Below are 26,116 nucleotides of genomic sequence, written 5' to 3'. Positions count from 1 at the left end.
TTGTGAAGAAGTATAATAAAAAACTTGTCAGTGCTATTACCCTGCTAGTAGGTCTAGCAGGGTATTGGTATTTCACCTCTGACCCAGCGACATTGCCAGCTCAGGCGTTGATTACACTCCAAAAGGAGCCTTCTATTACTCAGCAGCCAGCTCAAACTTCGCAGGTAAAACCCAAGATAAAATATCAAGTAGAAACAATCCCTGAGTCTATCAGTGAGAGTTTCTCTTTGTTGGCAGATGCCTATGCTAATGAGCTAACGTTACCTTCTTATTCAATGCCATTAACTAATGAAGATAGCCACTTACTTAACCCCAACAATTACCTGCCACAGCCCGTTATGTTAAAAGGCGGTGCCAGCGCTAGCATAGTGCTACCTCAATATCGTTTCAGCTATCCTGAGCCTGTAATAGTAAAACTTGTCGTAAACGGCATGGCAGTAACGGCTGTTAAGGTCTCACTTAAAAACGAACAAAGTACTGATACTAACTATGGTAATGACATACTTGCTAAAAAAGATATGCTCGGCGATGAAGGGGAATGGGCTGCACAGCTCGACGCGAAAGAAGAGTGGGATGGCCCAATAGAAGTGAGTGTAACGTTTAGCGCTAAAGGCAAAAAGCAAACAATATCAACAGGCATTGAATACAGTTATCCAGCAGCAACTATCACCGGAGTAGGCAACATTCGGGCAGAAGGCAGTGATATGGTTATCCCCATCAAACTAGACGTTGAACAAGCGGGCTATTATCGTTTACGGGCTAATTTACACAATGAAAACGGCCAACCAATAGCCTTACTCACCAGCTCAGAAAAACTCTCAGAAGGTGGTGCTGAAATGATGCTTAAAGCTTATAAAGGCGTGCTTGCTACACACTCAGGTCCCTTCAAAATAGCGACTTTTGTGTTAGAGCTTCGCCCTGGTGTGCCCGGGGAGTTAACGCGTTATGGTCATAGCGAGCAGCCTAGTTTTGATCTTGGCGATTTTGCTGTCGAGCAACTGTCAGATGAGCCATGGCAACCTGATGAACAAGAACTACAACGCTTAGAGTTTTTACAGAAGATGGCCGGCGAATAATAGTTATCACTTTAAGATTTGTTGTACATCCAAGATGGTTTTTATAATATTTTATAGCTGCGTTTTATAATGCGCTGCTGGTAATGAATAGTGATTATACCATTAGCCACTACAAAAAAATAAAGCATTATAGGTTCCGCTACAGCGTTTTTATTTTTGCAGAAATATCTGTGTCGTTAGGAATTCCTGCAAAAATAGCTATGACAGCTTGCATGACATTGGTATATGAAGAACAAAAGATGTTAACTCAGACGATCTTTTTAAAATTTGAAGTTAGCCCCTAAATGGGAACATCTTTAATATATTGATATTACCTATTAAAAGCGCTCTATAGACCATTGTATTGCCATCAAACCAATCATGACTGAACCCATTTGCATACCCCACTCTTTATACCAAAGTGTGTTGCGAACAAACATTAGCAAGGGTAGTACCAGTAGTAAAATAGCTAATTGTCCTATTTCAACACCTAAATTGAACGCTAAAATAGTTAATATTTTTTGATTTTCAGGTAATCCAAGTTCACCTAATACACCGGCAAAGCCCATACCGTGCAATAAGCCAAATGCAAATGTAATCCAACCCAATCTCAACACCACTGGCCACACATTATTCAACGCGGCAAACAATACTGATAGGGCAATACCCAGTTCAACCCAATGGCTACTAAAATTAAGAACTCCCATTGCGGTCGTTGTAAGGGTAATTGAATGTGCCAGGGTAAATGCGGTAACAATCCAGGCTGTTTGTTTGACTATTTTTGTTGGACTTTCAATTCCCTGCCATTGCTTTTGCTCACGGTTCAAAACACACGTTGATAACAATGCCAATAAAAATAGAATGTGATCAGTGCCTTTCCAAATATGAATAATGCCCTGATAAACATATTCTACAAAGGTGTCACTCATCTGGCTTTCGGCTAAGTTGACTAGCAAAGTACGATTCTCATTACTGATAACCCGAGTGTACTGATGTTCAGGGGCATCAATAGTTACAATAGCTTTATGATCGGTATCAATTTCAAACATGGCTTGATAATCAATCTTTAATACCCCTGTACTATGGCACGCCCCCTTAAATGATGTCACCAAGTAGCCTTCATTAAAATGCTGGTCAACTTGTTGAACCACATCAAATATCAACCCACAAGTGTCATTACGACTTATCTGTAATGCCGACTGCAAGTATTGGGTTGTCGCCAGTTGATTTTTTTGCACCTCCCCCCATGTCAGTTGACCATCTTGATTATTATCAATATCGATGACTTGATAAAGGTCAAATAAACGGACTTGCCAGGTGCCCTGCACCTGTCCTTGTGGGTCAATTTTTATCGACAAGTAACTGGTACTCATTTGATGGGCAACACTGCTGCAACTGAACAACATCACTAGCAAAATTATGCTGTTTTTTGCCACCGATAATACTCGCTTAAATACAGTCACTGTTTATTCCTTATCGTCCAAATACACGGTTTAAAGCGTCTTTTTATCTTGCTGGCTTTGTGTTAATAATTTTCGAGATTGTTCAAGTAAAGTACGGTCAGTAATTTGCTTTGCTACCTGCCAATTAAGCTTGGCCCAATAAAGTGCTTTTTTAGGCTGTACGTCAACGTATAAATAATATTGTGCTAGGTCTGATGCATGTAAACTGTCTTGTCTTTGTTCACGTAATTCAACGCGTTGGGCAAACGACTTTTGCCACTCAACTGAAGTGCCTAAACGCTTTTCAGCTTTGGCTAAGCGCAGTAATAAAGCATCATCTTTAATGGGATATAAATTAACAATACTTCCAATTTTATCAATTACTTGATCATATTTATTTAACGACATATGCACATCAGCCCATAGGGCTAATAAACTGACAGGGGCGATATTTAAATCAATTTGCTGTAAATGTACTAAAGCCTCTTCAGCTTCCCCCTGCCTTAATGCCATATCTGCTAATATTTGCACGATCCACTGATTTTCTTGCTCATTGGTTGGACTGTATAAAGTATGTAATCGGCTCAACTCTTGATAACTTTCTGCGAGCTTGCCGTTTTGTGCAGCCACTTCTAATGCACAGGCCGAAATAAGTAAAATGTCTGCTTTGCCAATTAATGCTAAACAAGCATTACGCGCGCTTATAATATCCCCTTGTACCAAATGAATATTCGCTTTTAATAACCAACTATTCACCGCTGTAGGGTCTAAAGAGATAGAGCGTTGTAAAGCTATAATGGCTTCATCAAATTGGTGTTGGTGCTGTAACACTCGTGCGTATAAATAAAAGGTTTGTTCATCAGAATTGGCATTATTCAATTTAGCTTGCAGCCAAGCTTTAGCGCGGCCGTATCGATAATCTGCTTCACCAGGGTATTGTCCTTGTTCAATAAAGTCACTGATTTGAGCGAGACTAATTTGATCGAATTTAACGTTAGGCGAGTCATTAAGCACTTTCCACTTTGCGACAACTTCATCATCACTTTTAGGCGTGTATGGATTAGCAACACTGGTATTAGTCAGCACTACACCGAAAAAAATTAAGGCTGTTATTGTGGCTCGTTTTATTCTAGTTGCTACACCTTGCATATATTCTCCTAATGCCTTCCATGGCAATAAACGTCCTTGTATATCTTGTTAACGCATGCGGTTACTGATCAAGTAACAAATCGTCGTAGAAGTTAATTTCGCTGACATCATTTTCTATTTCGCGGCCATTAACTCGTAACGGCTTGTCATTAACACCTTGTAAAAATGCCTCACGACTTAAACTTGAAAACAGCACCTGCTGTGCATCAATGGTCACCGACACCATCACATTAACCGGGTTATTAATATTATCGGTCACGGTAATGGTAAAGCTGTCCATGCCGGTGACTTCATTTGCTGGCGTATAAATAAACTCGCCATTAGTTTGTAAGCTCACCATCCCTAACGTTGGCTGTTGTTTTAGCATAAACATTAATGGGTCATTGTCCCTGTCCACCGCTTTAACTTTGCCCATAACGGCCGTTTCTGTCACCGTGGATAGCATTATGTCATCAGCTGTTGGTGCTTGATTGACACTTTCCATCGCGTCATTATCAGAATTACAACCGGCCAATAAACTGGCACTCAAAAGGCTGACTAACAATAATGGCTTGGTTAAATTTCTAGTTGATGTATTCATCTAAGACTCCCTATTTTGAACCTGACAATGGCGTTGCTAGATAAGGAAAGTGATCCATCATCATGCTGGCATTAACTGGAGCACCATCAGTAAAAGGCACATTACCAACACTTGCATCATCGGGGGTACACAAACCTAAGTCAGTGTCGGTACCGTTTACTGGGATCGGATAACATAAACGCCCCATCACAACACGTAGCGCAATATCAACCACATCATCACCTGGACGGCGACCATTTGGGAAACCGGCTAAATCATCACCCGCTACGCCAAATGCTGACTGCATGTCACGTGGTTTAGCTGGAATACCGGTATTTAAACGTAGCATTTCTGACGGTGTAACCGTTGCAAGTTGATTTACACCCGCAAAACCAGTTAAAAATGCAGTAACAAGATCAGCACGAGGGAAGTTAGTCGGTGCTAAGGTTTCAATATTTGCGCCCAAGGTTTGATTTACCGCATCTTTAAACAGAATGTTTAGCAGCTCAGGTAAACTTGGGTGAGTGACATAGTCAGCAAACTGGGTGTCATCTTTTGGATGGGCACTCGAGAATGTGTCTTTATCTTTTAAGCCAATAACCAGTTCATTAACTAACGGATTACCTAAACGGGACACTTGTGTAAGCGCACCGCCATTGACTTCCGTTTTACCTATTTTAGCGCTTGGATTTAAAATACGCGCTTGCGGTAAACTTGCTGTAGTCCATGCACCTATGGTGCCGTTACCTTGGGTGGTTAAACAAGACTTTGGTACTTCAATAGACAGTGCTGTGACGTTTTTATCCATCAAATCATCGTTATCACTTGATTGAGTAATGCCACCAGGGAAGCCACCTTGATCTCCAGCTCCAGGAGCGCTGTCACCTTCAACAGGTACATAGTTAACCAAGTCAAAAGTTTTACCTAGGTTAACCACAAACGGATCTTTACGTTGTCCAACAAACACCTTGGCAGGACTTACACAACCTTCAATAGAGAATTGATACACAAACTGGCTAGCGTAGTCGGCATAGGCCGCTGTGTCACCAAAGCTTTTATTACCAATATAATCAAGTGGCTTATGGAACATGGTTGCACCATTGCTGTTACTTAACACGTTAGCCATACCGTCGTTTTGTGGTCCTTTAACTAAACTCAGTTGATAAGACTCAGTAAAATTAGCTGCACTTTGATCGCCCGCTGTAATAGCGCCAATATTTTTAAGCGGCACTGCTACCGTGCGTTGATTACCCGCGGGGCCTACGGTTAACGCAATACCTTGGTTCTTATTAGCCAGTTCGTTAGTGAACTTAAATTGAAAGGTTAAATCTTCTACCGCATCACCATCATTATCGATATGAATACTGTATACCGCGGCAGGATCCATAGCGTAGTAGTTAGGTCCACCATAAGCGTCTTGTAACGGAATATAGTTAGCGATTAATGTGACGTACTCTTCGCGTCCTGCCTCATAACTGTTAAAGGCATAAAAGTCGGTAGAGTCTAATGTTGGCATACGGGTAATGTTCGGTGCTTCTCTGTGGCTCGATGCAAACGCATTTGCGACTAATAAGCTGCTACATACGATACTTGCGATAAGCGATACTTTGAGTACTTGCATGACTAATTCCTTGTTGTTTAGTAGAGTCATATCAGTAAACGGTTGATCAGCGATATTGGATGCAACAAATTGGATTTAATTTTTACATTCAATTAAAAAAATTATAAACCATTGTTTTATATTAATTAAAAATAAATGTATTTTTATGATTTTTATAAAAACTTACTTTTTTAAATTAATTATAAAAAAACGGCCTGAATCAAGTTCAGGCCGTTTTATTAGACATCATGTTATAAGCAACGCTAACCATGACAACAATTACAATATCGCTAGCTCTGTCGTGTAAAGTACCTCTGTAGGTAAGCCATTAGGTGAACCGTTTAATGGCTCTAAACTCACAGCTAACGCCACAATATCAACCGAATCAAACTGGCTGTTTTTAGGCAATGATAATTGGCCAGACTTAGGCAACAAACCCAGCGATATAGGGTTATCTACGCCTTTAGCTATCATCCACAACTGATAATCTTTATTCGCCAGTGGCTTAAAGTTGCTGGTTGATCGCACCTCAATAGTGTTATCTGTGACTTCAATTAACCATAATGCTTGGGATTGTGCGCCTTGTACTACGGCCATTTGCTGAGCAACCGGAATATCAATCGGTTGCTGCTTGACCATCACAACCGCCATGAGTATTGCGGCGGCGGTAGCCAATGACGCAGCCCCCTGCCATAAACGGGTGTTAAATGATGATATAAACACAACATTTGATTGAGTATCAGCCGTTAATTCAACGCTTTGATCAGTACTGGCATTAGCTGAAGTGAATCCTAGTCGCAGGCTAATTTGTTTCCATACTCGTGCTTCAGGCTCTACAGGCGTTAAGTTGTCACTCATGCCATGTAAATGCTGCTCCCATAGCCAGGTACTTTCTCGCAAACTAGGAATTTGCATCATTAACTTCTGAAACCGGCGACGTGCTTGACCACGTAAAGTACCCAACACATATTCTGCCGCTAATGCTTCTGTTAATTCGGGGTCGCGATAATTCATAATGCTAAACACCTCTGCAGTTGTTGTAATCCACGGCGGATCCAGCTTTTAATGGTGCCAAGTGGTAAGTCTAAATGCCCTACTACCTCATGATGTGTTAAGCCATTATAGTATGCTAAATGAATGGCTTGCTTTTGCTGTGGTTCAAGCTCACCCATACAATCTTCGAGCTTGGTTTTAGCTACATCAGGCCCATCATCTGTGCTTGGCGCTTCAAAAATAGCTTCTTGCCCGTCTTCTAATGCCTCTTCTTTTCTGACCTTGTGATAACGCAACATATCTAGGGCGCGGTACCGTACAATACTGATCATCCAGGTTAATACTGCTCCTTTACCATGCTGATATTCTGTTGCGTTGTGCCAAATCTTTACATAAGCTTCTTGTAATGCTTCTTCAGCAAGCTCTCGTCGCCCCAGCATTTTCAAACTAACTGCAAATAACTGACCACTCGTCAATTTATACAATTTAGCAAAGGCCTGCTTGTCGCCTGCACCCGTTGCGCTAAGTAACCCCAATAAAGTGTCTTGTTCCATAATTTGCTGCGTTTCCCATAATCATTAAATAGCATTATTGCGGCTTTATCACGTCTTCATTGGTGCACAAAAATACATCAACAAAGTCTATACGTAACAAAAATGATATTGGATGCATAAATGACAAATTAAACTCAATCTCATTTCATTTTAAGGTTTAATTTGTTGAACTAAATAAAACAATAATCTTACATAAAAGTAAAAGTGTCGCAGTTATTATGTTATCTCTAGTTCCACGTAAAAGTAGGATTTTTGCGGTCCACTTTATTAAAGTAGACGTTTTATCCTCTGCTTGCTGGTTAATTATTGAAGCAGGCTTTCACTGTATGCTCAATTACAGCATGATTATGGCGCAAGGTGCTGATTGCCTAAGCTTGCCGTTAAAAGCAATCAGTGAAAGCTTCGCTAATTCATACAAAAAACACTCTCACTAAAACAATCTAGTGTTGTGGGTAGCAACCAGATAGAGAGAGGTCATGGGCGCATCGAACCTCATCAATCTTGTGTATTTAAAAGTTTGAAACTGAAGGCGACTTTTCGCGTTAGAAAGGTTTGATTAATATCGTTATGGCTAAAAATTTTAGACTCTATACTGGCAAGGTTATTGGCCTAGAATATCGACTCTGCATGAGTTATAAAGTCTTAAAAATAGAAGAAGCTGTTCAAGCAGCGCATGAACATTGGGAAATAGTGTCAATGTATTAGTGCTTGATGTCACTATGAATTCCTCGACCTTGGAGCTAGTAGTAAAGCTGAATTTATCGATTCGGTCAGAAAATCAGACACTCATATATTCCCCTAGTCAAAAGGAATAATATTCCACATCGTCTACGAATATTAAACACCTCCGAGGTCGATTCAACTCAAGCATTGGCTTAAATTTTACCTTATTAACACTAAAAAACCGGAGGGTTTATATGATATCAATATCCTTTATGCCACATCAGGTTTCGTTTTCAGTTTGAGAAGACCAATGCCAAAGGCTGCCATTGCCACTGCTACAATGGCATTAAGGTAGTTGAAAAAAGCATAGGGCGCGTAGTCAAGTACATCTACCCCTAGTGTGGCAGTATAAAAGGCACCGGCCGTAGTCCACGGAATAAGACCTGTGGTCATAGTGGCCCCTTCTTCAACTGAGCGCGAAAGAATGGCTGGCTCTAAATTTTGTTGCTCATATTTAGGCTTAAACAGTTGGCAACTTAGAATAATCGAAATATAGGCCTCGCCCATAGCAATGTTACCTAAGAAGCCGGACATAATTGTTGTCGCAATAAGGGTAGCGGTGCGCTGCACTCTTTTTATGATGCCAGCTAATAGTGCGCTAAGAAATCCCGCGCCGTGCAAAATTCCGCCTAGCGCGATAGCCATTAACGCCAGCAGCAAGGTCCAGCTCATACTGCTAATGCCGCCGCGACCGAGCAAAGCATCTAAACTGGAGATACCCGTTGATTCCGGTGTATTTTCCCACAGTGCATTAAGCACAGAGATAGCACTTTCTTGCTGATAAAAAATCGCAATTAGCACGGCAAGTATAATGCTGCATGACATAGTCACTTCAGCGGGCACTTTTCTAATGCTCAGCACCGCGAGTAAAATCAGAGGTAACAAGGTAATCAGCGGCGTAAGGCTGTAATTGTTGGCGAGTGCTGTTTGAATTGAGGTGACCTCTGCCAAGTCTAGATTTTGCTCACCATAGTTAAATCCGATCACTAAAAATATTAAAAAAGTGAGGATAAAAGTCGGCGTTGTAGTGAACAGCATGGCGTAAATGTGTCGATAAAGATCGGTGCCAGCACTCATAGCAGCAAGGTTTGTGGTATCTGAAATCGGCGACATTTTATCACCGAAGGTGGCACCGCAGACAATCATACCGGCAACCAAAGGTAGGGGAATATTCATGGCAGAACCGATGCCAATAAAAACCACACCTAAGGTGCCGACTGTCCCCCAAGATGTTCCAGTTGCTAGCGACATCAAGGCGCACAGTAATAAACCAACAGCCAAAAACAAACTCGGACTCAGCCAGCTAAGGCCATAATAAATAAGTGTGGCGATGGTGCCACTGTGCATAAAACTAGCAATCACCATACCGATCAATATAAATATATAGATGGCAGGCATGGCTCTGGTGAGGGCGTTAGTCATCAACTCACGTATATGTATATAGCCGTAACCAAGACTAAAAGCGTTGAGTCCTACCCACAACAGGCACAGAAACATTAGTGTATGCAGGCTGATCCCTAGACCAAAAAGTCCACCCGCTATGGTGATGATAATCACGCTAAAACAGATAAGAGACTGCAAAAAACTAGGGCTACGGGGTAAGTTAGGCGTAATTACAGACATTGGCACACATTATGGTAACAATTGGGATGAAGCTGAGTATATCAGTACAAGTAATTGGGTAAACTATAAACAAGCAGGATATCAAAAATAAACCTTTCATCTTTTGTAAGTGGTCGTTTAGCGCCAAAGACAAAGCTGGCTAAAAAACTGTTGCGCTTGTCTGAGTGAAGATTGTTTGCGAAGTAAATTTAGCCTATTACCTTAAAAAAACATCTAGTCTGGTATAAATGACGTATCAAGGATTACTACATACGTTTTTAATCAATATTAACATGGTAAAAATTACCCATTCGTTATCGATTCGTAAGCTATTGTTGCGGTATATAATGTATTTGCGCGTGTTTTATTCCATGTAAAAGAGGCATTACCATGGATCACAACCCTTCTCAGCTACTTCGCGTTACCTGGGCACTTAAAACAAGCTTTATTGCTGATGCTTTGGCCATGCCGGTGCATTGGTATTATCAACCAATAGAAATAGAGCGTGCTTTTACGGGTGGTATTCAGCGCTTTGAAGCCGCACCTGAGTTTCATCCTTCATCTATTATGTCGTTGCACTCTAAACACAAAGGAGGGCGACAATCCAATGATAGGTCGTCTAAGGGACATGCCGCTCACGATCAGCCGCCGCAAGTGATAGGCGATATAATTTTAAAAGATAAGGCGCAGTTTTGGGACAAACCGAATGTGCATTATCATCAAGGCATGCTGGCGGGTGAAAACACCCTTAACGCCCATTGCGCTCGTGTGCTGATGCGCACCCTGGCGCATTCGCCACAACGCTACGATCGACAAGCATTTGTTAATGCCTACATTGACTTTATGACAATGACTCCCGCCACTCATCCCGATACTTATGCAGAGTCCTACCACAGAGGATTTTTTGCTAACTTGGCGCAGGGACGCAAGCCTGAAAATTGTGGGATGATAACTCACGACACCGCATCCATAGGTGCATTGGTAACCATAGCGCCCTTGGTTTTTTCAGAACGACTTAAAGGCATAAGCGAAGCCGAAATAAAGATTACCTGCCGAGCGCATCTGGCATTGACCCATCCTGATGAATCTTTAATGCAGGTATGTGATAGCTACGTGCAACTCTTGTGTGGTCTGTTGGATGGCCCGGATGAGGCCGGCGCTGAAGCACTTTTACTTGAAGCAAGTATAGGCCTAACCAGTACTAATTTAGCCAGTCTGTTAAAACGTAACATGCCCGACAATCAGGTCGTCGGCCAAGTGTTTTCAAGGGCATGTTATATTTCAGATTCCTGGCCCATAGTCTTGTATCTGGCCTGTAAATACCAACATGATCCTTGGCAAGCACTGCGAGTGAATACTAACTTAGGCGGCGACAACGTACATCGCGGCATAGTGCTGGGAACCTTGCTTGGATTGCAAAGCGATACTGTGGCCACCAGCTGGTTTGAACAACTGGTAGACCAAAAATTGATTGCTGACGAAATTGAGAAACTTATCAGCGTGGCAAGCGTTCCCAAACCGTAAGTTCAGACAAGGTATGCTGAAACTTGTGCTGAGTTTCACGGATCACAAACGGGACTTTTCGCGGCTCACCTACTAGCTTAAAGTGGCTTGATAATTGATCTTTCAAGCCATCTAATGTGCTGTAGTTTTCGCCATCTTTTTTGAAACCCCCTATCCACTCTTCCTTGGGTGTATGTTCTTCCAGCCAAGTGTAAGGCGATGCAATAATCAGCAAGCCACCGTCATTGATACGCTGTGCCATATCCGCCAAAAAACGGCTCGGCTGGTAGAGCCTATCAATTAAATTTGCTGCCAGTACTAAATCATAAGAAGTGAATTGGGGTTTGAGGTTACAGGCGTCGCCTTGATGAAATGCTACGCGGTTTGCATAAGCTTGCAACCCTAATTCTTGCAAGGTACGAGTATGATAGCTCACTAATTCGCCTTCTTCAGCACGGGCGTAACGCACTGCACCTTGCTGCGCCATTTGAGCCGCTAGACGGGTAAAGTTTGCTGAGAAATCAATACCGTCTACTTCATCAAATTGACGGGCCAACTCAAAACTTGCTCGACCACACGCACAGCCTAAGTCAAGGGCTTTGACTGTGGGCTTACCCTTCATTGCCTCAAGTGCAATATCAGCTAAGGCTTTAGGGAAATTATCTACGCCATACCAGGTGTCACCAAAGTGAAACTCTGCGTATTCTGACAATAATTGATTACTTTCGTAATAAGCCTTAGGAGAAGACGCTTCAACACTAGAGGCAATATAGCGAAATCCTGCGTGCTGAAAGAAGTGATGCCTAAACGCATAACGTGCACTAAGGCGTGCTTCGTTACCACTTGAAATCCATGATCCGCCTTTGATTAGATTGTGTTTACCATCAAAAGTTGGCGTGGTGAAATCGTCATACAGTGGGTGTACTTTAAAGTTATCGAACGGGTAAATAGGCGTTTCAGTCCATTGCCACACATTGCCCACCACATCAAACCAATGACCATGTTGATAGCGCGTTACCGGGCAGCATGAGGCAAAATGGTCAAGATGCAAGTTAGCATCGGCCTTACTATTACCTAGCTCTTCGACGCCCGCTTCTGCACATAAGCGATACCATTCGTCTTCCGTTGGCATGCGGATCTGTTGCCCAGTATCTACTGTTTTCCATTCACAAAACGCTTTCGCTTCATGGTAGTTAACTTCCGCAGGCCAGTTCCAGGCCATATCAATTTCTTCGGTCATCAGGCGTAAACGCCAGCCATTGTGCCAACGCCAAAATGCTGGATGTTTCGCCTCAGTAAATTGTCGCCAAGCCAGGCCTTCATCGCTCCAGAAACTATTTTGCTCATAACCACCGGCCTCAACAAACTCGAGAAACTCCTGATTGCTGACTAAATATTGGCTGGCTGTAAATTCAGCGACCTCTGCCTGATGTTGGCCATATTCGTTATCCCAGCCATAGACATCACTATCAAAGGATTTTCCAAGATTAACAGAGCCGGCAGCGACGCTTATCAATTTATTTTTTGGCGCCTGGCCAGTCTCTTTGCAAGCAGGCCATTGAGGTAATGACTTGATTTTGGCCAGTTCATGCTGGCGAATGAGTACCGACGACGTCTCAAGGTGAATACGCTCGTGCTCAATACCCATGACGATAGGCCACCAGGTATTTTCCCAATCAATGGGTAGCACAAGGTCCAAGGTATCAATTAATGTTAATACTGTGGCACGTACTTTAGCGCGGTAGTCTTTTACCGCAGCAACACTGGGCCAGTCATAACTGTCCTCGGACAAATCATCCCAGCTCATTTCATCAACACCCACAGCGAAAATTGACTCCATATGAGGATTTATCCTATCGGGGATCAGATTTGCTAATAGTAGCTTGTTGATGAAAAAAGTGGCCGTATGCCCAAGATAGAAAATAAGCGGGTGGCGCAAGGGGATAGGTTTTTGATAAAAACCAGCATCGTCGCGCAAACAATCAAACAGTTGCGAATAGGTATCGAAGGTATTAGTGAAGTAAAGCGCGATTTCTTTGCGCTTGTCATCCACACTGCCACTGCTGAGTTTAGGGGTTCTGCGCAATGCACCAGGTTCAACGAACGTTGCGGATCGTTTAGCCATTTCTTGAGCGTTTTGTATAGGTAAGGTCATCCTGAAACACGTTCCTTAAATTTTTATTCTATAGTCATACGATTAACTACTGGATAAAGGCTCAACTTTTTTACTTTATATTGATATTATCCGCAAAAAATTTTGCTTGTGGTTAAACGACTCCGCCCTGCAGTTTTTTAATTGCTTCGACTAAATAATCTCGTGAGCAACCGAAGTTCAATCGAAAATAGTCTTTATCACCAAAGTCTCTGCCCGCTGATGGACCAACACCTTTGGCTTCACACCAGGCTTGCGTATCGTTGACTTGCAAACCGCTCGCATCAACCCAGAGTAAAAAAGTCGCCGCGGGTGATATAGCTTTTAACCCTTCAATTTTGTTGACTTCAGTCACTAAATAATCGCGATTTTCTATCAAATAAGCCAGCTGTTGTTGATGCCAGTCATCGCAATGCCTGAAGGCTGCATTAGTAGCGGTAAGCCCTGTGACGGTTACCGATGGTAACCTGCCGCGGGCAGCATGGTTGAAGGCTGCTCTTAATTTTTCGTTGGGAATAATAGCAAAAGAGGTACCTAATCCCGCGATATTAAAGGTTTTACTCGCAGCCATTAATGTCACTGAATGCTCAGCTAACTCTGGGTGCGCACTGGCGGGCAAATGTGGCACGTCATCTAAAATTAAATCGCAGTGTATTTCATCCGAGCACAGCATGACGCCATGCTTTGTGCATATTGCTGCAATTGTGTCTAGTTCGGCTTGATTTAAGACTGTACCAAGCGGATTCATTGGATTACACATAATAAATAAGCTGGCTTTAGGATCCGCGGCAGCCGCTTCTAAGGCATTAAAGTCAAGTGTCCAGCGACCTTCCACTTCTATCGAGCCTATACAGGTTCGGTTGAGATGATTAATTGCAGGTGCTGCCAATATAGGAGGATAATTGGGTGTTTGTACGATAATCGTATCCCCTGCTTGGCAATATGCTTGTATAGCCACATTAAAAGCCGGCACCACACCCGGAGTCCAGACTAGCCAACTAGGATCAATCTTCCAGTTATACTGACGTTGGCACCACGCCACAACGGCCTCACAGGCATCGGTATCGTGAGCCGGTGAGGTATATCCGAACAGGCCATCATCAATTCGCTGATGTAAGGCAGACAAAATAGGCTCAGCACAGCGAAACTCAGTATCAGCGATCCACATAGGCAGTATATCGGTACCTTTATATTTTTCCCATTTATGGGCTTTTGACGATGTGCGGTCAGGTTTATCACTGAAGTTCATTGCGGGTCCTTTGAACGTTAATTTAGCAGTCTGCAGAAAACAGCCGATTTAGCTATGACTATTAACCTTTGGTTTAGGTTAAAACACAAGTCAAAATAACCCAAGAACTTGTTAATATTACATGCTTTTTTGTCTGAGGGAGTACATAAAATAGTATTATAGTTAGCCGTACCTCTATTTAAATGACAAAGTCAAAACAAGTCAGACATTAATACCCCAAAAAATTGCTGATTAGCATCAAATAGAACCCTTACATGCAGCTGTCAGACCCATTAGCCAAAGTCATTTCTGATATGAAAATTAGCTTAAACCATCACTCGCAGTGATGACACTCTTACATAAATCACTGCCAAGTTAATAAAGTCAAAAATGAAACAACCTTGGAATGTAGCGAATGGATAGCTAACTTTTCACAAAGAGGAAACCATAGCTTCAACGTCCTATATTGGCCCAAACAAAAAGGCCTCATCATTGCTGATGAGGCCTTTTGCTTGTCCAGCTCACCTAAGGCGTTGTAGCCAAATAAAGTTATCCCCTGGTTGATGTCATGCAGTTTGTTTTTATGACCAAAGCATTTATAGGCTACTTTAATATCATTGCCATTGGCTTCTGTTATCACTAAAGGTCAGCCTGCGCTGCCACAAGCAAAACAATTAGTGCCATTTTGGCCGTCAACCGTTCAAGTAACCAGCCTTGTGCGCCGTAGGTTCTCGACACAGAATCATGGGTGGTACGATTTAAGCAGCACGATTGAAGCAAATGCGAGCCGATATAAATCACTTTATTCTTCCAGATAAGAAAGCACCGAACGTATCTTCACTTGCAGCCTTTCGATGCATCTTCTATAGTTTTTTAACGTTTCAGTAACTTATTGAGGTTGACCAACCTCAATAAGGGAGAATAAATGAATAGCCTAGCCCAAGCCCCTATTCTTATAGGTCTAATACTCTTACTGCTATCTCTAAGACCTACATTGTCGATTAGCCGTTTACCCACAGAACAGCAGCTAGGGTGGCGTATTTTACTCGGGCTAGTTTTTGCTTTTATCGTCGGTTACCTCGGTTATCTCTACATGTTAAGCGATCACCGAGCGACCAAATTGGAAATAGTGGTGGCATTAGTCTTTTGTGGCGGAGGGGGCTTTGTTTTTATTATTACTCGCATGAGTGAAAAAACCATTCATTTACTTGTCGAACAAGCTAATAGACATTTACACCAGGCACATCACGATCCCTTGACTCGCTTACCCAATCGGATCGTATTTTATAAAAAACTTTCACAAATAATCCAAGACAATCATATATTTTGCTGCTTAATACTCGACTTAAATGATTTTAAAAAGATCAATGATACTCATGGGCACGAGTGCGGTGACAAAGTATTAATATCTGTCGCTGAACGCATTCGTAGCTGCTTACCAGAAAATGCTGTCGTAGCAAGGCTTGGGGGAGATGAATTGGGAGTGTTATTACTTGGCAGCTTTACTAGTCATGGTCAGGTCTTTGTTGAGCAGCTGCACCAGCTCATTGGCCAACCAATAAATTATGAACAGCACATTATTCATGTTGGGGTAAGCATAGGTATTGCTGAATACCCACGCCATGGTTCCAATCGTAAACATTTACTCAACCATGCTGATATTGCCATGTATCAAGCTAAGCGTAACAAAAAAATATATTGCCTCTATGAAACGCATTTTTCACCGGCAAATAAAAATGTCTCAGATTGAGGCATTGGTGATAAAAATCAATTAAATCTTGCGACTATTCAGTGGCTCGTCATCATTATCTCAGTTTAAGTTAGCAAGTTTACAAATGCCTTGGGTAATACTCTTAGCATCCTTTCAGATACTGTAAATTCAATGACTAACAGCTTAAGTGTCTAAGTAAGTCCTTATCGAGAGCATCAAATGCCAGAAACACAATACCCATTATTCCTATTTTTTATATTTGTCTTGAATCTTACGGAGGGATAGCTTGCTTGTCACAAATAGGAACCCAGAGGTTTAAATTCCTATTTTTAGCCCAAATAAAAAGGCCTTATCTTTCGATAAGGCCTCTTCATTAGAATGTGGCGGAGGGATAGGGATTTGAACCCTAGAACGGGATAAACCGTTGCCGGTTTTCAAGACCGGTGCATTCGACCACTCTGCCATCCCTCCGAACGAGCTGAATAATATAAGTATCTCTGGTGCTTGTAAACTATAAACTTTAAAAAAAAATCTAAATGTTTACCATTTAACCACTATGATGTGTTTTTATGCAAAAAGAGACAAAACCACCCTACTTGAGCTTGTATCCCTTAATAACAGTTAACTTGCTAGGCGATTCATTTAAAGACTTTACAGCGCTTTATGCTACTATTTGAGTCATTATTTTCCAGTATATCGTCCACTTATTAATTTATGAATCTAACATTGCTTCCTAGTGCCAAACTGGCACCACAATTTCATGTACCTAAAGAGGTACCGAGTACTTTTTATCCAAGTCACTTATTGCTGGGTCAGGATAGAGTTGTTGATAGCTTTAAATTAATGAATAAAGTGAGCGGGCAAAATCTGTTTCTAGCTGATTTCCCAGGTGTGGACCGTGTAGATTTTATTGAAGCATTATGTACACAGGCTGATACTCCTGCGGATCAATATCTAGTTGCAACAAAATCAACAGAAGATCTCCAGCCGGTTAAATTTAAATGGCAGCCGCAGCGTCCCCCTGAAAATGTTGGCACAATCGCTAAACAACAATCATTGTTTTGTTATTTACAAGGTCCTATAAGACGTAATGACCTGATTGGAAAAATGCAAAAGACCGATAAAAATAGTCAATATAAAGCAGGGGCATTAGCATCTAATCATTTTGTGTTTATTTGTTTGCAGTCAATTTGGAAACGCGAAGGTCTATGGGAGTTGTTGTTACAAATTCTCTCTGATGGTGAGTATCGTATTAATCAAGATTTAGCCCCTATTCCATTAAACTGCAAAATTATACTAGTGGGCTCGGGTATCTCTTTTAGTCACTTACAAAGTGAAGACAGATTATTTAGTCAGCATTTTCCAATATTAGCTGAAATCAGTTATGAGTTAGATTTAACCAAACATTCAGAAACGCAATATGTGCAGTGGTTAGCGACATTAGCCAATAAACAAGGCGTAGTGCTTGAAACATCAAGCATATTACCGTTACTTTGGTACAGTTCTAGACTCATTGAGCATCAACAAAGATTAAGTCTGAACATGATAGGCATGCGATCTTTAATGCTTCAAGCTAAGGCTTTTATTCCTAGCCTGCCAAGTAACAAACAGGGTAATGGTATAAACAGTAATGCTGTGGCTAAAGCTTTACAGCAACTCAAGTTTCGTCACAATAGTTCAGAAATTTATTCAGCCCAAAGTTTTGATGATAACTTTATTAACCTCCCTACCGAAGGGGCTATGGTTGGGCAAATCAATGCATTAACGGTTATCGATACGAGCGACTACTCATATGGAGAACCTGCCCGTATTACGGCATCAGTTCATTATGGTGATGGAGAAATTGCGGATATTGAAAGAAAATCTGAGCTTGGAGGCAATATTCATACAAAAGGCATGATGATACTTTCGTCCTGTTTGTATCGCATATTTGGCCGTGATGCGCCGCTTCATTTAAATGCCAATATTGTATTTGAGCAATCTTATCAAGAAATTGATGGTGACAGTGCTTCATTAGCGGAGTACTGCTGCTTAATGTCTGCCATTGCAGAACACCCGATTTTACAATCTTTAGCTATCACAGGTGCATTAGACCAATTTGGTAATGTACAAGCTATCGGCGGCGTGAATGAGAAAATTGAAGGTTTCTTTAATTTATGTTCTCGCCGAGGTTTAACTGGTGATCAAGGTGTCATTATTCCTAAAGCGAATATTTTGCAATTAAACCTTGAACCTGAAGTGATAGCTGCCATTGCCGAGGAAAAGTTTCATATTTACGCCATTGAGCACATGGATCAAGCTGTTGAATTATTGATGACTATCCCTGCCGGTGTAGCAAATGAAGATAATGATTTTCCACCAGAAACCTTATACGGCATGGTACAACAACGACTCGATCGTCTTGCAGGGCACGGAGACGAGGTCGAACTTAACTTTTTTGCAAAAATATTAGCAAAATTAGGCATTATTTAGTGATCGGAGTTGTTTAGCTTACACGTGTTCGCTATCTTGTCTGCATCAAAAAGTCATTCTAGTGGTATTGAGAAAAATGGAAAGAGCAAACAGTTTTACCAAGGAACAACTAATCGCATGTGGTCACGGCAATCTACTCGGTCCTAATCGCCCACGTTTACCTGTAGACAACATGTTAATGATGGATCGCATTGTCACTATTAATGATAATGGCGGTGAATTTGGTAAAGGCGAGATCGTTGCTGAACTCGATATCAATCCAGACTTATGGTTTTTTGATTGCCATTTTATCACTGACCCTGTTATGCCAGGTTGCTTAGGCTTAGATGCTATGTGGCAATTAGTTGGATTTTACTTGGGCTGGGAAGGCGCTGATGGTAAAGGCCGTGCATTAGGCGTCGGTGAAGTGAAATTTACAGGACAAGTTTTACCTGATGCAAAAAAAGTGACCTACAGACTTAATATTAAACGTACTATTCATCGCAAATTGGTTATGGGTATTGCAGATGCCACATTAGAAGTGGATGGTCGTCAAATCTATTCAGCGAAAGACTTAAAAGTGGGTGTGTTTAGCGACACTTCTACTTTCTAACTCAATTAAAATTGAATATTAATGATCTCAACAAGTCTAATTAGCTGACTATGTTAATGCCCTCAAAGTGAGGGCATTTTTTGGTCTATATAATCCACAAATGATTCAGATCATTTATTAAACAGCCCATTCAACCTGCCATCAATGCCCTCACGCCAACCGCCAAGCCATTGCGACCGAGGGTCTAAACCAGCATAGGGACACAATTCCTTAGAGCGTCCTCCTATCCCTGCTTGAAACCCTTTTGAAAAAGCCCTATCTAAACGATCTCTTTTTTGTCTTTTCATGTAAGCGTCCTCGTTTGTGATTAAACTGACTCGCTATACTTAAAACCCGTTGTATTAAACAAGCCAGACAAATAGAAATAGCTCGTTTTTCAAACAAGATCAACACAAAAAATCATCAATTAGAGTGAAGGTTAATTAACATATTGAGAATAAAAATAAAAAAAAATCGAGAATATTTTCTCGATTTTTTATGTTTCATAGTCTACTCAATAACAGTATCAGCACATAGCGTAAATCAGCGTTTAACTGAGTTCAACAAGCTGCTAGAGTGATTAACGCTTACTTAGCTAATTTGACTTTGCGTCGTCTTAACCATAATAGTGGCAGCGCAAATAACCATGCCAAACTTGCTGCACCTTGACGCACATAAGGTTTTTCTTCTGGTACATCAGTGTAACTACACGCTTCACCGCTAGTCGGTTTTAACACCACCATACGAGGAAGATAAGATGTAACCGGATTACCATTCCCATCTAACGCAAAATAAGGTAGGCCGTTTTCTTCATTGATGATTAAGTTGCCCAGAAGATCAAATTGATACTGTGGTTTTCTAATAAATGCGGTACCCACAATAGTACCATCTTCATTAATACTATTAGCTTCAACGACATAAAATTCTGAATCGTAAGTTAACTCTTCTCCTGTACCATCTTGAATAGTGATTTTCTTACGAGCCCACGAATCACCAGAAGACTCATAACCTTTTGATTCACAAACCAAAAGATTGTTAATGTTTAAAAATTCTTTGTCTGCGTGATTATATAAGAAACCCGCTTTTGGTCTAGGTTTTTCTTTATCGTAAGTCACTTCAATTTGACCCACTACTTGACCTTTATTATTAATGTCTTTCGCTTTGCTACTAAGATCTGAAAGTCCTATATTAAAATCATCAGGAGTGACGGGTAACTCTGTTGTGTTATTAGTGTCAAAAATGAAAAACTTACTACGTAGATAGCCGCCGATGTACTTTTGGTAACTACCAACCATTAAACCATCATCATTTATATCATATGACATTGAGGCTAAAATATCGTTATCTTTAAAATCAACCCAATTATATTGATACACACCATTTGCATCTTTTTTCCAAAAAGCAGCATCTTGACGTAAATTATTAGTATCCCCATTGCGATAAACATGGGAGCGTCCAACAACATCTGCTTGACTATTAATACCTAGACCTTGGGCAGTAAATACAAAAGTTGACTCGCCTGGAGTTAACCCCAAAGGTAATTCAGTAACTAAAGGCTTACCTTCAGCATCAATATTATTTAAATCCCACACAAGGGCACGGGTTTGATATTGAATGTTACGACGGTTATTAATAGGGTATTGATCTGCTTGAACACAAACATCAACAGGTGATGGATTATCTGCATCTGGATTGAAATTATCAATACAAAGGTTGACTCGGTCTTTACTGAATGAAGCCAGCTCAGTGCTGCCGTAACCCGTTGCAATATTATTTTCATTAACCGCTGACGCCGATGACCAACCGCCTAACTCAACAGTTGCGGCGGGTTTGTCACCGCTCTCTTCACGCGTAAAGGTGGTATAAGGAGGCACCAAAGACAGTTCAGTAGCAGGACTGTTAATGGAGTTCACCGCCACACCACGCAGCTCAAACTCACGAATATACCAATATTCTTGATCTGCTATTGTACCTTCATAAGGTATTTGTTGTTCTGGCGCACTAAAGGATCCAACTTTAACACCGCTGCTATTCATGCCGTAAAAATAGCTATCCACTGAATTGACGACTTGCTCGCCTTCCGCATCTAACGTGCCGGGAGCAGTCGTACCTGCGATGCTAAAAAAAGCAGGTTTCCATGCTTCAGCAGCATTGGCAGCAGCAGTAAAGGTAAAGTTATTTGCCTCAATTGGTTTATAAATTGAATAAGTAATTTGTTCGGCTGGTGCTATACCATCTTCAACATCTATGATGCCGCCTTCAATATCTTCAGTGCTGAGCTTCTTTTTGCCCTTAGAAATACCGACTAATTCGTCGTTATTATCAACACCTAACGCATAACCTGAACGAGTGCCTGTGAGCGTACCGCGTAAATCGTAAGTCACTTCATCTAAATTAACAATTTCATATACAGAAGCTGCTTGTGTACTGCCAATAACGCTTAATACACCAATAGCAACCAATGATAAGGCTCTGTCTAACTTTAACTTCATGTAAACTATTCCTGTTTTATTATTCTTTATTTTAATGACTCAAGCTCTTCCCATCGCTCAAAACATTTTTCTAAATTCTGTTCGGTTGTCGCTAATAGCTGTAATGCGTTATTAACCGTATCTTGTGGCTGATTATAAAAGTCAGCATTGTTCGTCGTTGCTTGTAAGGATGCTATTTCTTGCTCTAACTGTTCCATTCTAGCGGGCAACTCATCCAGCTCACGTTGCATCTTATAAGACAGCTTTTTTGCTGGCTTTTCAGGTGTCTTAACTGGAACGACTTCCTTAACCGCTGGAGCTTGGACAACGATTTCTGCCGCAGGTTCCTCAGAATAAAATTTTGCCCCTTGAGACACTGCATCTTGGTAACCACCAACATACTCACTCCAATGGCCATTTCCAGTAAACCACCAGCTACTTGTCACTGTATTATCGATAAATGATCTATCGTGGCTGACGATTAATAAGGTGCCTTCGAAATCAGTCAGTAATGACTCTAACAACTCTAAGGTCTCAATATCAAGATCGTTTGTTGGTTCATCAAGAATAATTAAGTTTGCTGGACGTAAGAATAAGCGCGCAAGTAAGAGCCTGTTTTTCTCTCCGCCGGATAAGGCTTTCACTGGCGTTCTTGCACGCATAGGCGAGAATAAGAAATCCTGTAAGTAGCTTAAAATATGACGATCTTGTCCATTTACTGTGACGGTACTTTTACCTTCACCGACGTTTTCTTCAACGGTTTTTTCAGGATCAAGTGCTTCACGGTACTGATCAAAGTAAGCCACTTCTAACTTGGTGCCGACTTTAATTTCACCAGATTGCGGTTTCAATTGATCAATTAGCAATTTAACTAAGGTTGATTTACCACAACCGTTAGGGCCAATTAAGGCGATACGGTCACCGCGCATGACAGTTGAGCTGAAGTTTTTAACTAAGTTTTTCTCTGGAATGTTGTAATCAACATTAAGAATATCAAACACTAACTTACCTGAACGTTGGCCATCTGACACGGCCATTTTAGCATTACCTTGACGATTTAAACGCTCTCCACGCTCTTTGCGTAATGCTTCAAGGGATCTCACTCGTCCTTCATTACGAGTACGACGTGCTTTAACACCTTGTCTTATCCAGACTTCTTCTTCTGCGAGTTTTTTATCAAATTGAGCATTTTTCTCTGCTTCAACTCTTAACCATTCAATCTTGCCATCAAGGTATGCTTGATAGTTTCCTGGCCAAGATGTCACCACGCCTCGGTCTAAATCGACAATGCGAGTCGCCATACGTTGAATAAAACCACGGTCATGGCTGACGAACACAATAGCGCCTTTAAAATTCATTAAAAACTGCTCAAGCCATTCGATAGTATCGATATCTAAATGGTTGGTTGGTTCATCAAGTAATAATAAATCTGGCTCGCTTACTAACGCACGCGCCAACGCAACTTTACGCTGCCAGCCACCTGACAATTCTGATAATGGCTTATCCGCATCTAGGCGAAGTAGTTCACAGGTTTGCATGATGCGAGAATCTAGCTGCCAGCCATTATTATGATCAAGAATGTCCTGAAGAGGCTGCATTTCCTTTAGCATACGATCCATTTCTTCAGGCGATGCATCGGCGATGTCGTGAGACAATTGATGATACTTCTCTAATGCTTCACCAACTTCTTGTAAACCCGCGGCAATATACGCATAAACGGTGCCGGTTTCAGCTTTAGGAGGGTCTTGTTGTAAGCGACTGACATTCACATTATTAGTGATGTTAAATTCGCCATCGTCGAGTAATACATCACCCGACAAAATTTTCATTAAACTCGATTTTCCCGCACCGTTACGGCCAACAATACACACCCGTTCTCCGGGTTCAATGGTAAAATCGGCATTTTGCAATAATGGCGTGTAACCATAGGCTAATGAGCCATTACTAATTCGAACAAGACTCACACTACTCTCCTAAAAATCGCGCTAATTCAGACGCATTGAAAGGCCAACATATTTCACGCTGGCCATCAGCAAACACGGGGATGGAAGTGCCATAGCGCTGAGCTAACTCTGCAACTTCACAAATATCGACCTGCTTAAAATTCACTTTAGATTGCTCAACCAAAGCTAATGCTAACTCGCATAAGTGACAGCCTTCGGTGTGATACAACACATATTCACTCTCATTTGGCATGGGTAATTAACCAAACATTGTGAATATGAGGATTACGTTTAAAATCAAGCGGCAAACACTGGTCATCGATATTGACCACATTCATGCCCATCTTGGTGAGTAAATCGGTATCCATTTTAAATTTACGTTTATTGTTAGAGAAGATAATTTCACCTTCTGGTGACAACAATTTGATTGCATCACCCAACATATTTACGTAGTCACGCTGAACGTCCCAGCTATCTTCCATACGTTTTGAGTTAGAAAACGTTGGCGGATCTATAAATATAAGCTCATATTTATTATGGCTATTTTCTTTAATCCACTGTAGACAATCGGCTTGTATAAATTGGTAATGTCTACCCGCTAGGCGGTTTAAGCTGAAGTTTTCTTTCGCCCAGCTAATATAAGTATTAGACATATCAACCGTAGTTACCGATTTAGCACCGCCTAATGCTGCATGAACTGAGGCGGTTCCTGTGTAGGCAAAAAGGTTTAATACATTACGGTCTCGTGACTTTTCACCAACCAGTTTACGAGTAACTCTATGGTCTAAGAACAGACCTGTATCTAAATAACCGGTTAAGTTTAATTTGAAACGTGCGCCATATTCTTGGGTGATAACTTCTAACTTTTTCTCATCCAACTTTTCATATTGATTAGTGCCTTTTTGGCGCTCTCGCGTTTTCAAGGTAATTTTGTCAGCACTAATGCCTAGTGCACCAGGTAAAGACAGTAAAACATCACTCACACGACGTTTAGTAATCGCTTCTGGAATAGTCGCAGGGGCTGAATATTCTTGAATCACAACGTAATCAACGTATTTGTCGATAGCGACGTTATATTCTGGCAAATCGGCATCATATATACGGTAGCTATTGATATTTTCTTTCTTTGCCCACTTTTCTAACTGCTTCATATTCTTTTTAATACGATTAGAAAACGCGGGGGCAATATCAACAATATCGACGCCATCAGGTAACTCAGGCGCTATGCGACGGGTGTCTGTTGCATGCAGGGTATAAAGGTTAAACACACATTCAAGTGCACCGTTAAACATTTTCATTTGTTTATCGGCTTTAAGCTTTAGTGATGAGATAAGCTCTACATCACTGCACAGCATTGCCACTTTCCAACCACCAAATTCTTTTTTGAACTTGTCGCCTAGTTGATAGTAAAGCTGTAATAGCTCAGTGACACTGCCAAGACGCTCACCATAGGGAGGGTTAGAAATTAAGAAACCTTCCGCTTCAGGTGGGGTTAACTGGAGTACGTCGGTAACATTAAACTCAATAAGATCATCGACACCGGCGTTTTCAGCATTGCGCTGTGCCAGTGACACGATGCGAGAATCGATATCAGAGCCATAAAATTTAATGTTACAACGGCTTTTACCTAAGGTAGCACGTGCGTGAGCTTCTTCTAGAACAGATGCCCACATGGTTTTGTTATGGCTGCGCCAACACTCAAAACCAAATCGTTCGCGCTTAAGACCTGGTGCAATATCGCAAGCCATTAACGCCGCTTCAATTAGTATGGTGCCGCTACCACAAAATGGGTCTAATAAAGTAACAGGTTGCTGTTGCCAACCTGAACGGACCAACATATTAGCTGCTAAGTTTTCTTTTAATGGCGCTTCACCGGTAGTCGAGCGATAACCACGCTGATGCAGAGACGAACCAGAAAAGTTCATCGCTATAGTGACTTGTCCATTTCGGAAATGTGCATCGATTTTAAAGTCAGGGTTAACCCTTTCAACATCGGGACGATTGTCACCATCATCACGGAAACGGTCAACGACAGCGTCTTTGATTTTTAACGCACCAAACTGGGTGTTGTTAATAAAACCGCCGGTACCGTGAAAATCGATACTAAAGGTATTCTTATTAGAAAAATGCGACGGCCAGTCAATACAGTAAGCAGCGTTATATAACTGCTCCGGTGATTCACAAGGACCTTTATAGATAACCAACACAATTCGGCTTGCTAACCTTGTCCATAAAGTGATCCGATAGGCGAGTTCAAGGGGTGCAGAAAAATAAACACCTGCAACACTTTCTTTTACCTCTTGCGCACCGAATTCTTTCAGTTCACAAGCAAGGCTATATTCAAACCCTTTCGGGGAGGCAGCAAAAAAATTAAACATGGGTTGGCTA

Annotated in this window: 20 protein-coding genes and 1 tRNA gene; 5 read left to right on the top strand and 16 right to left on the bottom strand. The window is 41.4% G+C overall.

From position 1 onward, the window contains the following. Nucleotides 1-2: 2 nt before the first annotated feature. On the top strand, nucleotides 3-1,076 hold the full coding sequence (locus FJ709_RS05865; RefSeq protein WP_226414333.1) for a hypothetical protein: 1,074 nt from the start codon (nucleotides 3-5) through the stop codon (nucleotides 1,074-1,076). Between the two features lie 317 nt (nucleotides 1,077-1,393). Here the strand turns inward: FJ709_RS05865 and FJ709_RS05860 are convergent, their stop codons facing one another. From FJ709_RS05860 to nhaC, 7 genes are all read right to left on the bottom strand, one after another. Further along, entirely contained in the window at nucleotides 1,394-2,461 is a 1,068-nt protein-coding gene (locus tag FJ709_RS05860) for a HupE/UreJ family protein (protein ID WP_226415875.1), read from the bottom strand. A gap of 87 nt (nucleotides 2,462-2,548) precedes the next feature. Continuing rightward, nucleotides 2,549-3,646 (bottom strand): tetratricopeptide repeat protein, encoded by a 1,098-nt coding sequence (locus FJ709_RS05855; protein ID WP_226414331.1) that lies wholly within the window; start codon nucleotides 3,644-3,646, stop codon nucleotides 2,549-2,551. A gap of 61 nt (nucleotides 3,647-3,707) precedes the next feature. Further along, complete coding sequence (locus FJ709_RS05850; RefSeq protein WP_226414328.1) at nucleotides 3,708-4,226, bottom strand: Ig-like domain-containing protein; 519 nt, start codon at nucleotides 4,224-4,226, stop codon at nucleotides 3,708-3,710. A gap of 10 nt (nucleotides 4,227-4,236) precedes the next feature. Next, nucleotides 4,237-5,826, bottom strand: a complete 1,590-nt coding sequence (locus FJ709_RS05845; protein WP_226414326.1) for a DUF4331 domain-containing protein — start codon at nucleotides 5,824-5,826, stop codon at nucleotides 4,237-4,239. A gap of 258 nt (nucleotides 5,827-6,084) precedes the next feature. Further along, complete coding sequence (locus FJ709_RS05840) at nucleotides 6,085-6,819, bottom strand: anti-sigma factor (RefSeq protein ID WP_226414323.1); 735 nt, start codon at nucleotides 6,817-6,819, stop codon at nucleotides 6,085-6,087. Next, complete coding sequence (locus FJ709_RS05835; RefSeq protein WP_226414320.1) at nucleotides 6,816-7,352, bottom strand: sigma-70 family RNA polymerase sigma factor; 537 nt, start codon at nucleotides 7,350-7,352, stop codon at nucleotides 6,816-6,818. Before FJ709_RS05835 ends, FJ709_RS05840 begins: the two co-directional genes overlap by 4 nt. Nucleotides 7,353-8,285: 933 nt before the next feature. Next, the gene (gene nhaC, locus FJ709_RS05830; RefSeq protein ID WP_226414317.1) at nucleotides 8,286-9,698 is read right to left on the bottom strand and encodes a Na+/H+ antiporter NhaC; all 1,413 of its coding nucleotides are present in this window, start codon (nucleotides 9,696-9,698) and stop codon (nucleotides 8,286-8,288) included. Nucleotides 9,699-10,067: 369 nt separating this feature from the next. Here nhaC and FJ709_RS05825 point away from each other — a divergent pair, with 369 nt between their 5' ends. Then, entirely contained in the window at nucleotides 10,068-11,201 is a 1,134-nt protein-coding gene (locus FJ709_RS05825) for an ADP-ribosylglycohydrolase family protein (RefSeq protein ID WP_226414314.1), read from the top strand. On the opposite strand, the gene ovoA is transcribed toward FJ709_RS05825, so the two are convergent. The 3 genes from ovoA to FJ709_RS05810 form a co-directional block, all read right to left on the bottom strand. After that, entirely contained in the window at nucleotides 11,173-13,335 is a 2,163-nt protein-coding gene (ovoA, locus tag FJ709_RS05820) for a 5-histidylcysteine sulfoxide synthase (protein ID WP_264177961.1), read from the bottom strand. The two genes, FJ709_RS05825 and ovoA, sit on opposite strands and share 29 nt — an antisense overlap. Before the next feature lie 112 nt (nucleotides 13,336-13,447). Then, entirely contained in the window at nucleotides 13,448-14,581 is a 1,134-nt protein-coding gene (locus tag FJ709_RS05815) for a MalY/PatB family protein (RefSeq protein WP_226414312.1), read from the bottom strand. Nucleotides 14,582-14,924: 343 nt separating this feature from the next. Continuing rightward, nucleotides 14,925-15,200, bottom strand: coding sequence for a hypothetical protein (locus FJ709_RS05810; RefSeq protein WP_226414310.1), 276 nt, complete (start codon nucleotides 15,198-15,200; stop codon nucleotides 14,925-14,927). A gap of 285 nt (nucleotides 15,201-15,485) precedes the next feature. On the opposite strand from FJ709_RS05810, the gene FJ709_RS05805 reads away from it, so the two are divergent. Continuing rightward, nucleotides 15,486-16,310, top strand: coding sequence for a GGDEF domain-containing protein (locus FJ709_RS05805; RefSeq protein WP_226414307.1), 825 nt, complete (start codon nucleotides 15,486-15,488; stop codon nucleotides 16,308-16,310). 342 nt (nucleotides 16,311-16,652) lie between these two features. On the opposite strand, the gene FJ709_RS05800 is transcribed toward FJ709_RS05805, so the two are convergent. Then, nucleotides 16,653-16,742: transfer RNA gene (locus FJ709_RS05800), tRNA-Ser, on the bottom strand. Between the two features lie 243 nt (nucleotides 16,743-16,985). On the opposite strand from FJ709_RS05800, the gene FJ709_RS05795 reads away from it, so the two are divergent. Further along, entirely contained in the window at nucleotides 16,986-18,743 is a 1,758-nt protein-coding gene (locus tag FJ709_RS05795) for a S16 family serine protease (protein ID WP_226414304.1), read from the top strand. A 76-nt stretch (nucleotides 18,744-18,819) separates the two neighbouring features. Continuing rightward, entirely contained in the window at nucleotides 18,820-19,335 is a 516-nt protein-coding gene (gene fabA, locus FJ709_RS05790; protein ID WP_226414301.1) for a bifunctional 3-hydroxydecanoyl-ACP dehydratase/trans-2-decenoyl-ACP isomerase, read from the top strand. Nucleotides 19,336-19,445: 110 nt separating this feature from the next. Here fabA and rmf read toward each other — a convergent pair whose 3' ends face one another. From rmf to rlmKL, 5 genes are all read right to left on the bottom strand, one after another. Next, nucleotides 19,446-19,622, bottom strand: coding sequence for a ribosome modulation factor (rmf, locus tag FJ709_RS05785; RefSeq protein WP_226414298.1), 177 nt, complete (start codon nucleotides 19,620-19,622; stop codon nucleotides 19,446-19,448). 279 nt (nucleotides 19,623-19,901) lie between these two features. Further along, entirely contained in the window at nucleotides 19,902-21,806 is a 1,905-nt protein-coding gene (locus tag FJ709_RS05780; protein WP_226414296.1) for a DUF3466 family protein, read from the bottom strand. A 26-nt stretch (nucleotides 21,807-21,832) separates the two neighbouring features. Continuing rightward, entirely contained in the window at nucleotides 21,833-23,749 is a 1,917-nt protein-coding gene (locus FJ709_RS05775; RefSeq protein WP_226414294.1) for an ABC transporter ATP-binding protein, read from the bottom strand. Between the two features lies 1 nt (nucleotide 23,750). Continuing rightward, nucleotides 23,751-23,981 carry a glutaredoxin family protein gene (locus FJ709_RS05770; RefSeq protein WP_226414291.1) on the bottom strand — a complete coding sequence of 77 codons (231 nt, stop codon included), beginning with the start codon at nucleotides 23,979-23,981 and terminating at the stop codon, nucleotides 23,751-23,753. After that, nucleotides 23,971-26,106, bottom strand: coding sequence for a bifunctional 23S rRNA (guanine(2069)-N(7))-methyltransferase RlmK/23S rRNA (guanine(2445)-N(2))-methyltransferase RlmL (gene rlmKL / locus FJ709_RS05765; RefSeq protein WP_226415872.1), 2,136 nt, complete (start codon nucleotides 26,104-26,106; stop codon nucleotides 23,971-23,973). Before rlmKL ends, FJ709_RS05770 begins: the two co-directional genes overlap by 11 nt. Nucleotides 26,107-26,116 lie beyond the last annotated feature (10 nt).

The organism is Shewanella glacialimarina (genome assembly GCF_020511155.1).
GTDB lineage: Bacteria > Pseudomonadota > Gammaproteobacteria > Enterobacterales > Shewanellaceae > Shewanella > Shewanella glacialimarina.
Note: the sequence above shows the minus strand (reverse complement) of the source record. Positions and strands in the feature narration are given on the sequence as shown.

Coding starts and splice junctions, on each gene's coding strand:
- FJ709_RS05860 (WP_226415875.1), bottom strand. CDS start 2,461: ATGTTGTTCAGTTGCAGCAGTGTTGCCCATCAAATGAGTACCAGTTAC.
- FJ709_RS05855 (WP_226414331.1), bottom strand. CDS start 3,646: ATGCAAGGTGTAGCAACTAGAATAAAACGAGCCACAATAACAGCCTTA.
- FJ709_RS05850 (WP_226414328.1), bottom strand. CDS start 4,226: ATGAATACATCAACTAGAAATTTAACCAAGCCATTATTGTTAGTCAGC.
- FJ709_RS05845 (WP_226414326.1), bottom strand. CDS start 5,826: ATGCAAGTACTCAAAGTATCGCTTATCGCAAGTATCGTATGTAGCAGC.
- FJ709_RS05840 (WP_226414323.1), bottom strand. CDS start 6,819: ATGAATTATCGCGACCCCGAATTAACAGAAGCATTAGCGGCAGAATAT.
- FJ709_RS05835 (WP_226414320.1), bottom strand. CDS start 7,352: ATGGAACAAGACACTTTATTGGGGTTACTTAGCGCAACGGGTGCAGGC.
- nhaC (WP_226414317.1), bottom strand. CDS start 9,698: ATGTCTGTAATTACGCCTAACTTACCCCGTAGCCCTAGTTTTTTGCAG.
- FJ709_RS05825 (WP_226414314.1), top strand. CDS start 10,068: ATGGATCACAACCCTTCTCAGCTACTTCGCGTTACCTGGGCACTTAAA.
- ovoA (WP_264177961.1), bottom strand. CDS start 13,335: ATGACCTTACCTATACAAAACGCTCAAGAAATGGCTAAACGATCCGCA.
- FJ709_RS05815 (WP_226414312.1), bottom strand. CDS start 14,581: ATGAACTTCAGTGATAAACCTGACCGCACATCGTCAAAAGCCCATAAA.
- FJ709_RS05805 (WP_226414307.1), top strand. CDS start 15,486: ATGAATAGCCTAGCCCAAGCCCCTATTCTTATAGGTCTAATACTCTTA.
- FJ709_RS05795 (WP_226414304.1), top strand. CDS start 16,986: ATGAATCTAACATTGCTTCCTAGTGCCAAACTGGCACCACAATTTCAT.
- fabA (WP_226414301.1), top strand. CDS start 18,820: ATGGAAAGAGCAAACAGTTTTACCAAGGAACAACTAATCGCATGTGGT.
- rmf (WP_226414298.1), bottom strand. CDS start 19,622: ATGAAAAGACAAAAAAGAGATCGTTTAGATAGGGCTTTTTCAAAAGGG.
- FJ709_RS05780 (WP_226414296.1), bottom strand. CDS start 21,806: ATGAAGTTAAAGTTAGACAGAGCCTTATCATTGGTTGCTATTGGTGTA.
- FJ709_RS05770 (WP_226414291.1), bottom strand. CDS start 23,981: ATGCCAAATGAGAGTGAATATGTGTTGTATCACACCGAAGGCTGTCAC.
- rlmKL (WP_226415872.1), bottom strand. CDS start 26,106: ATGTTTAATTTTTTTGCTGCCTCCCCGAAAGGGTTTGAATATAGCCTT.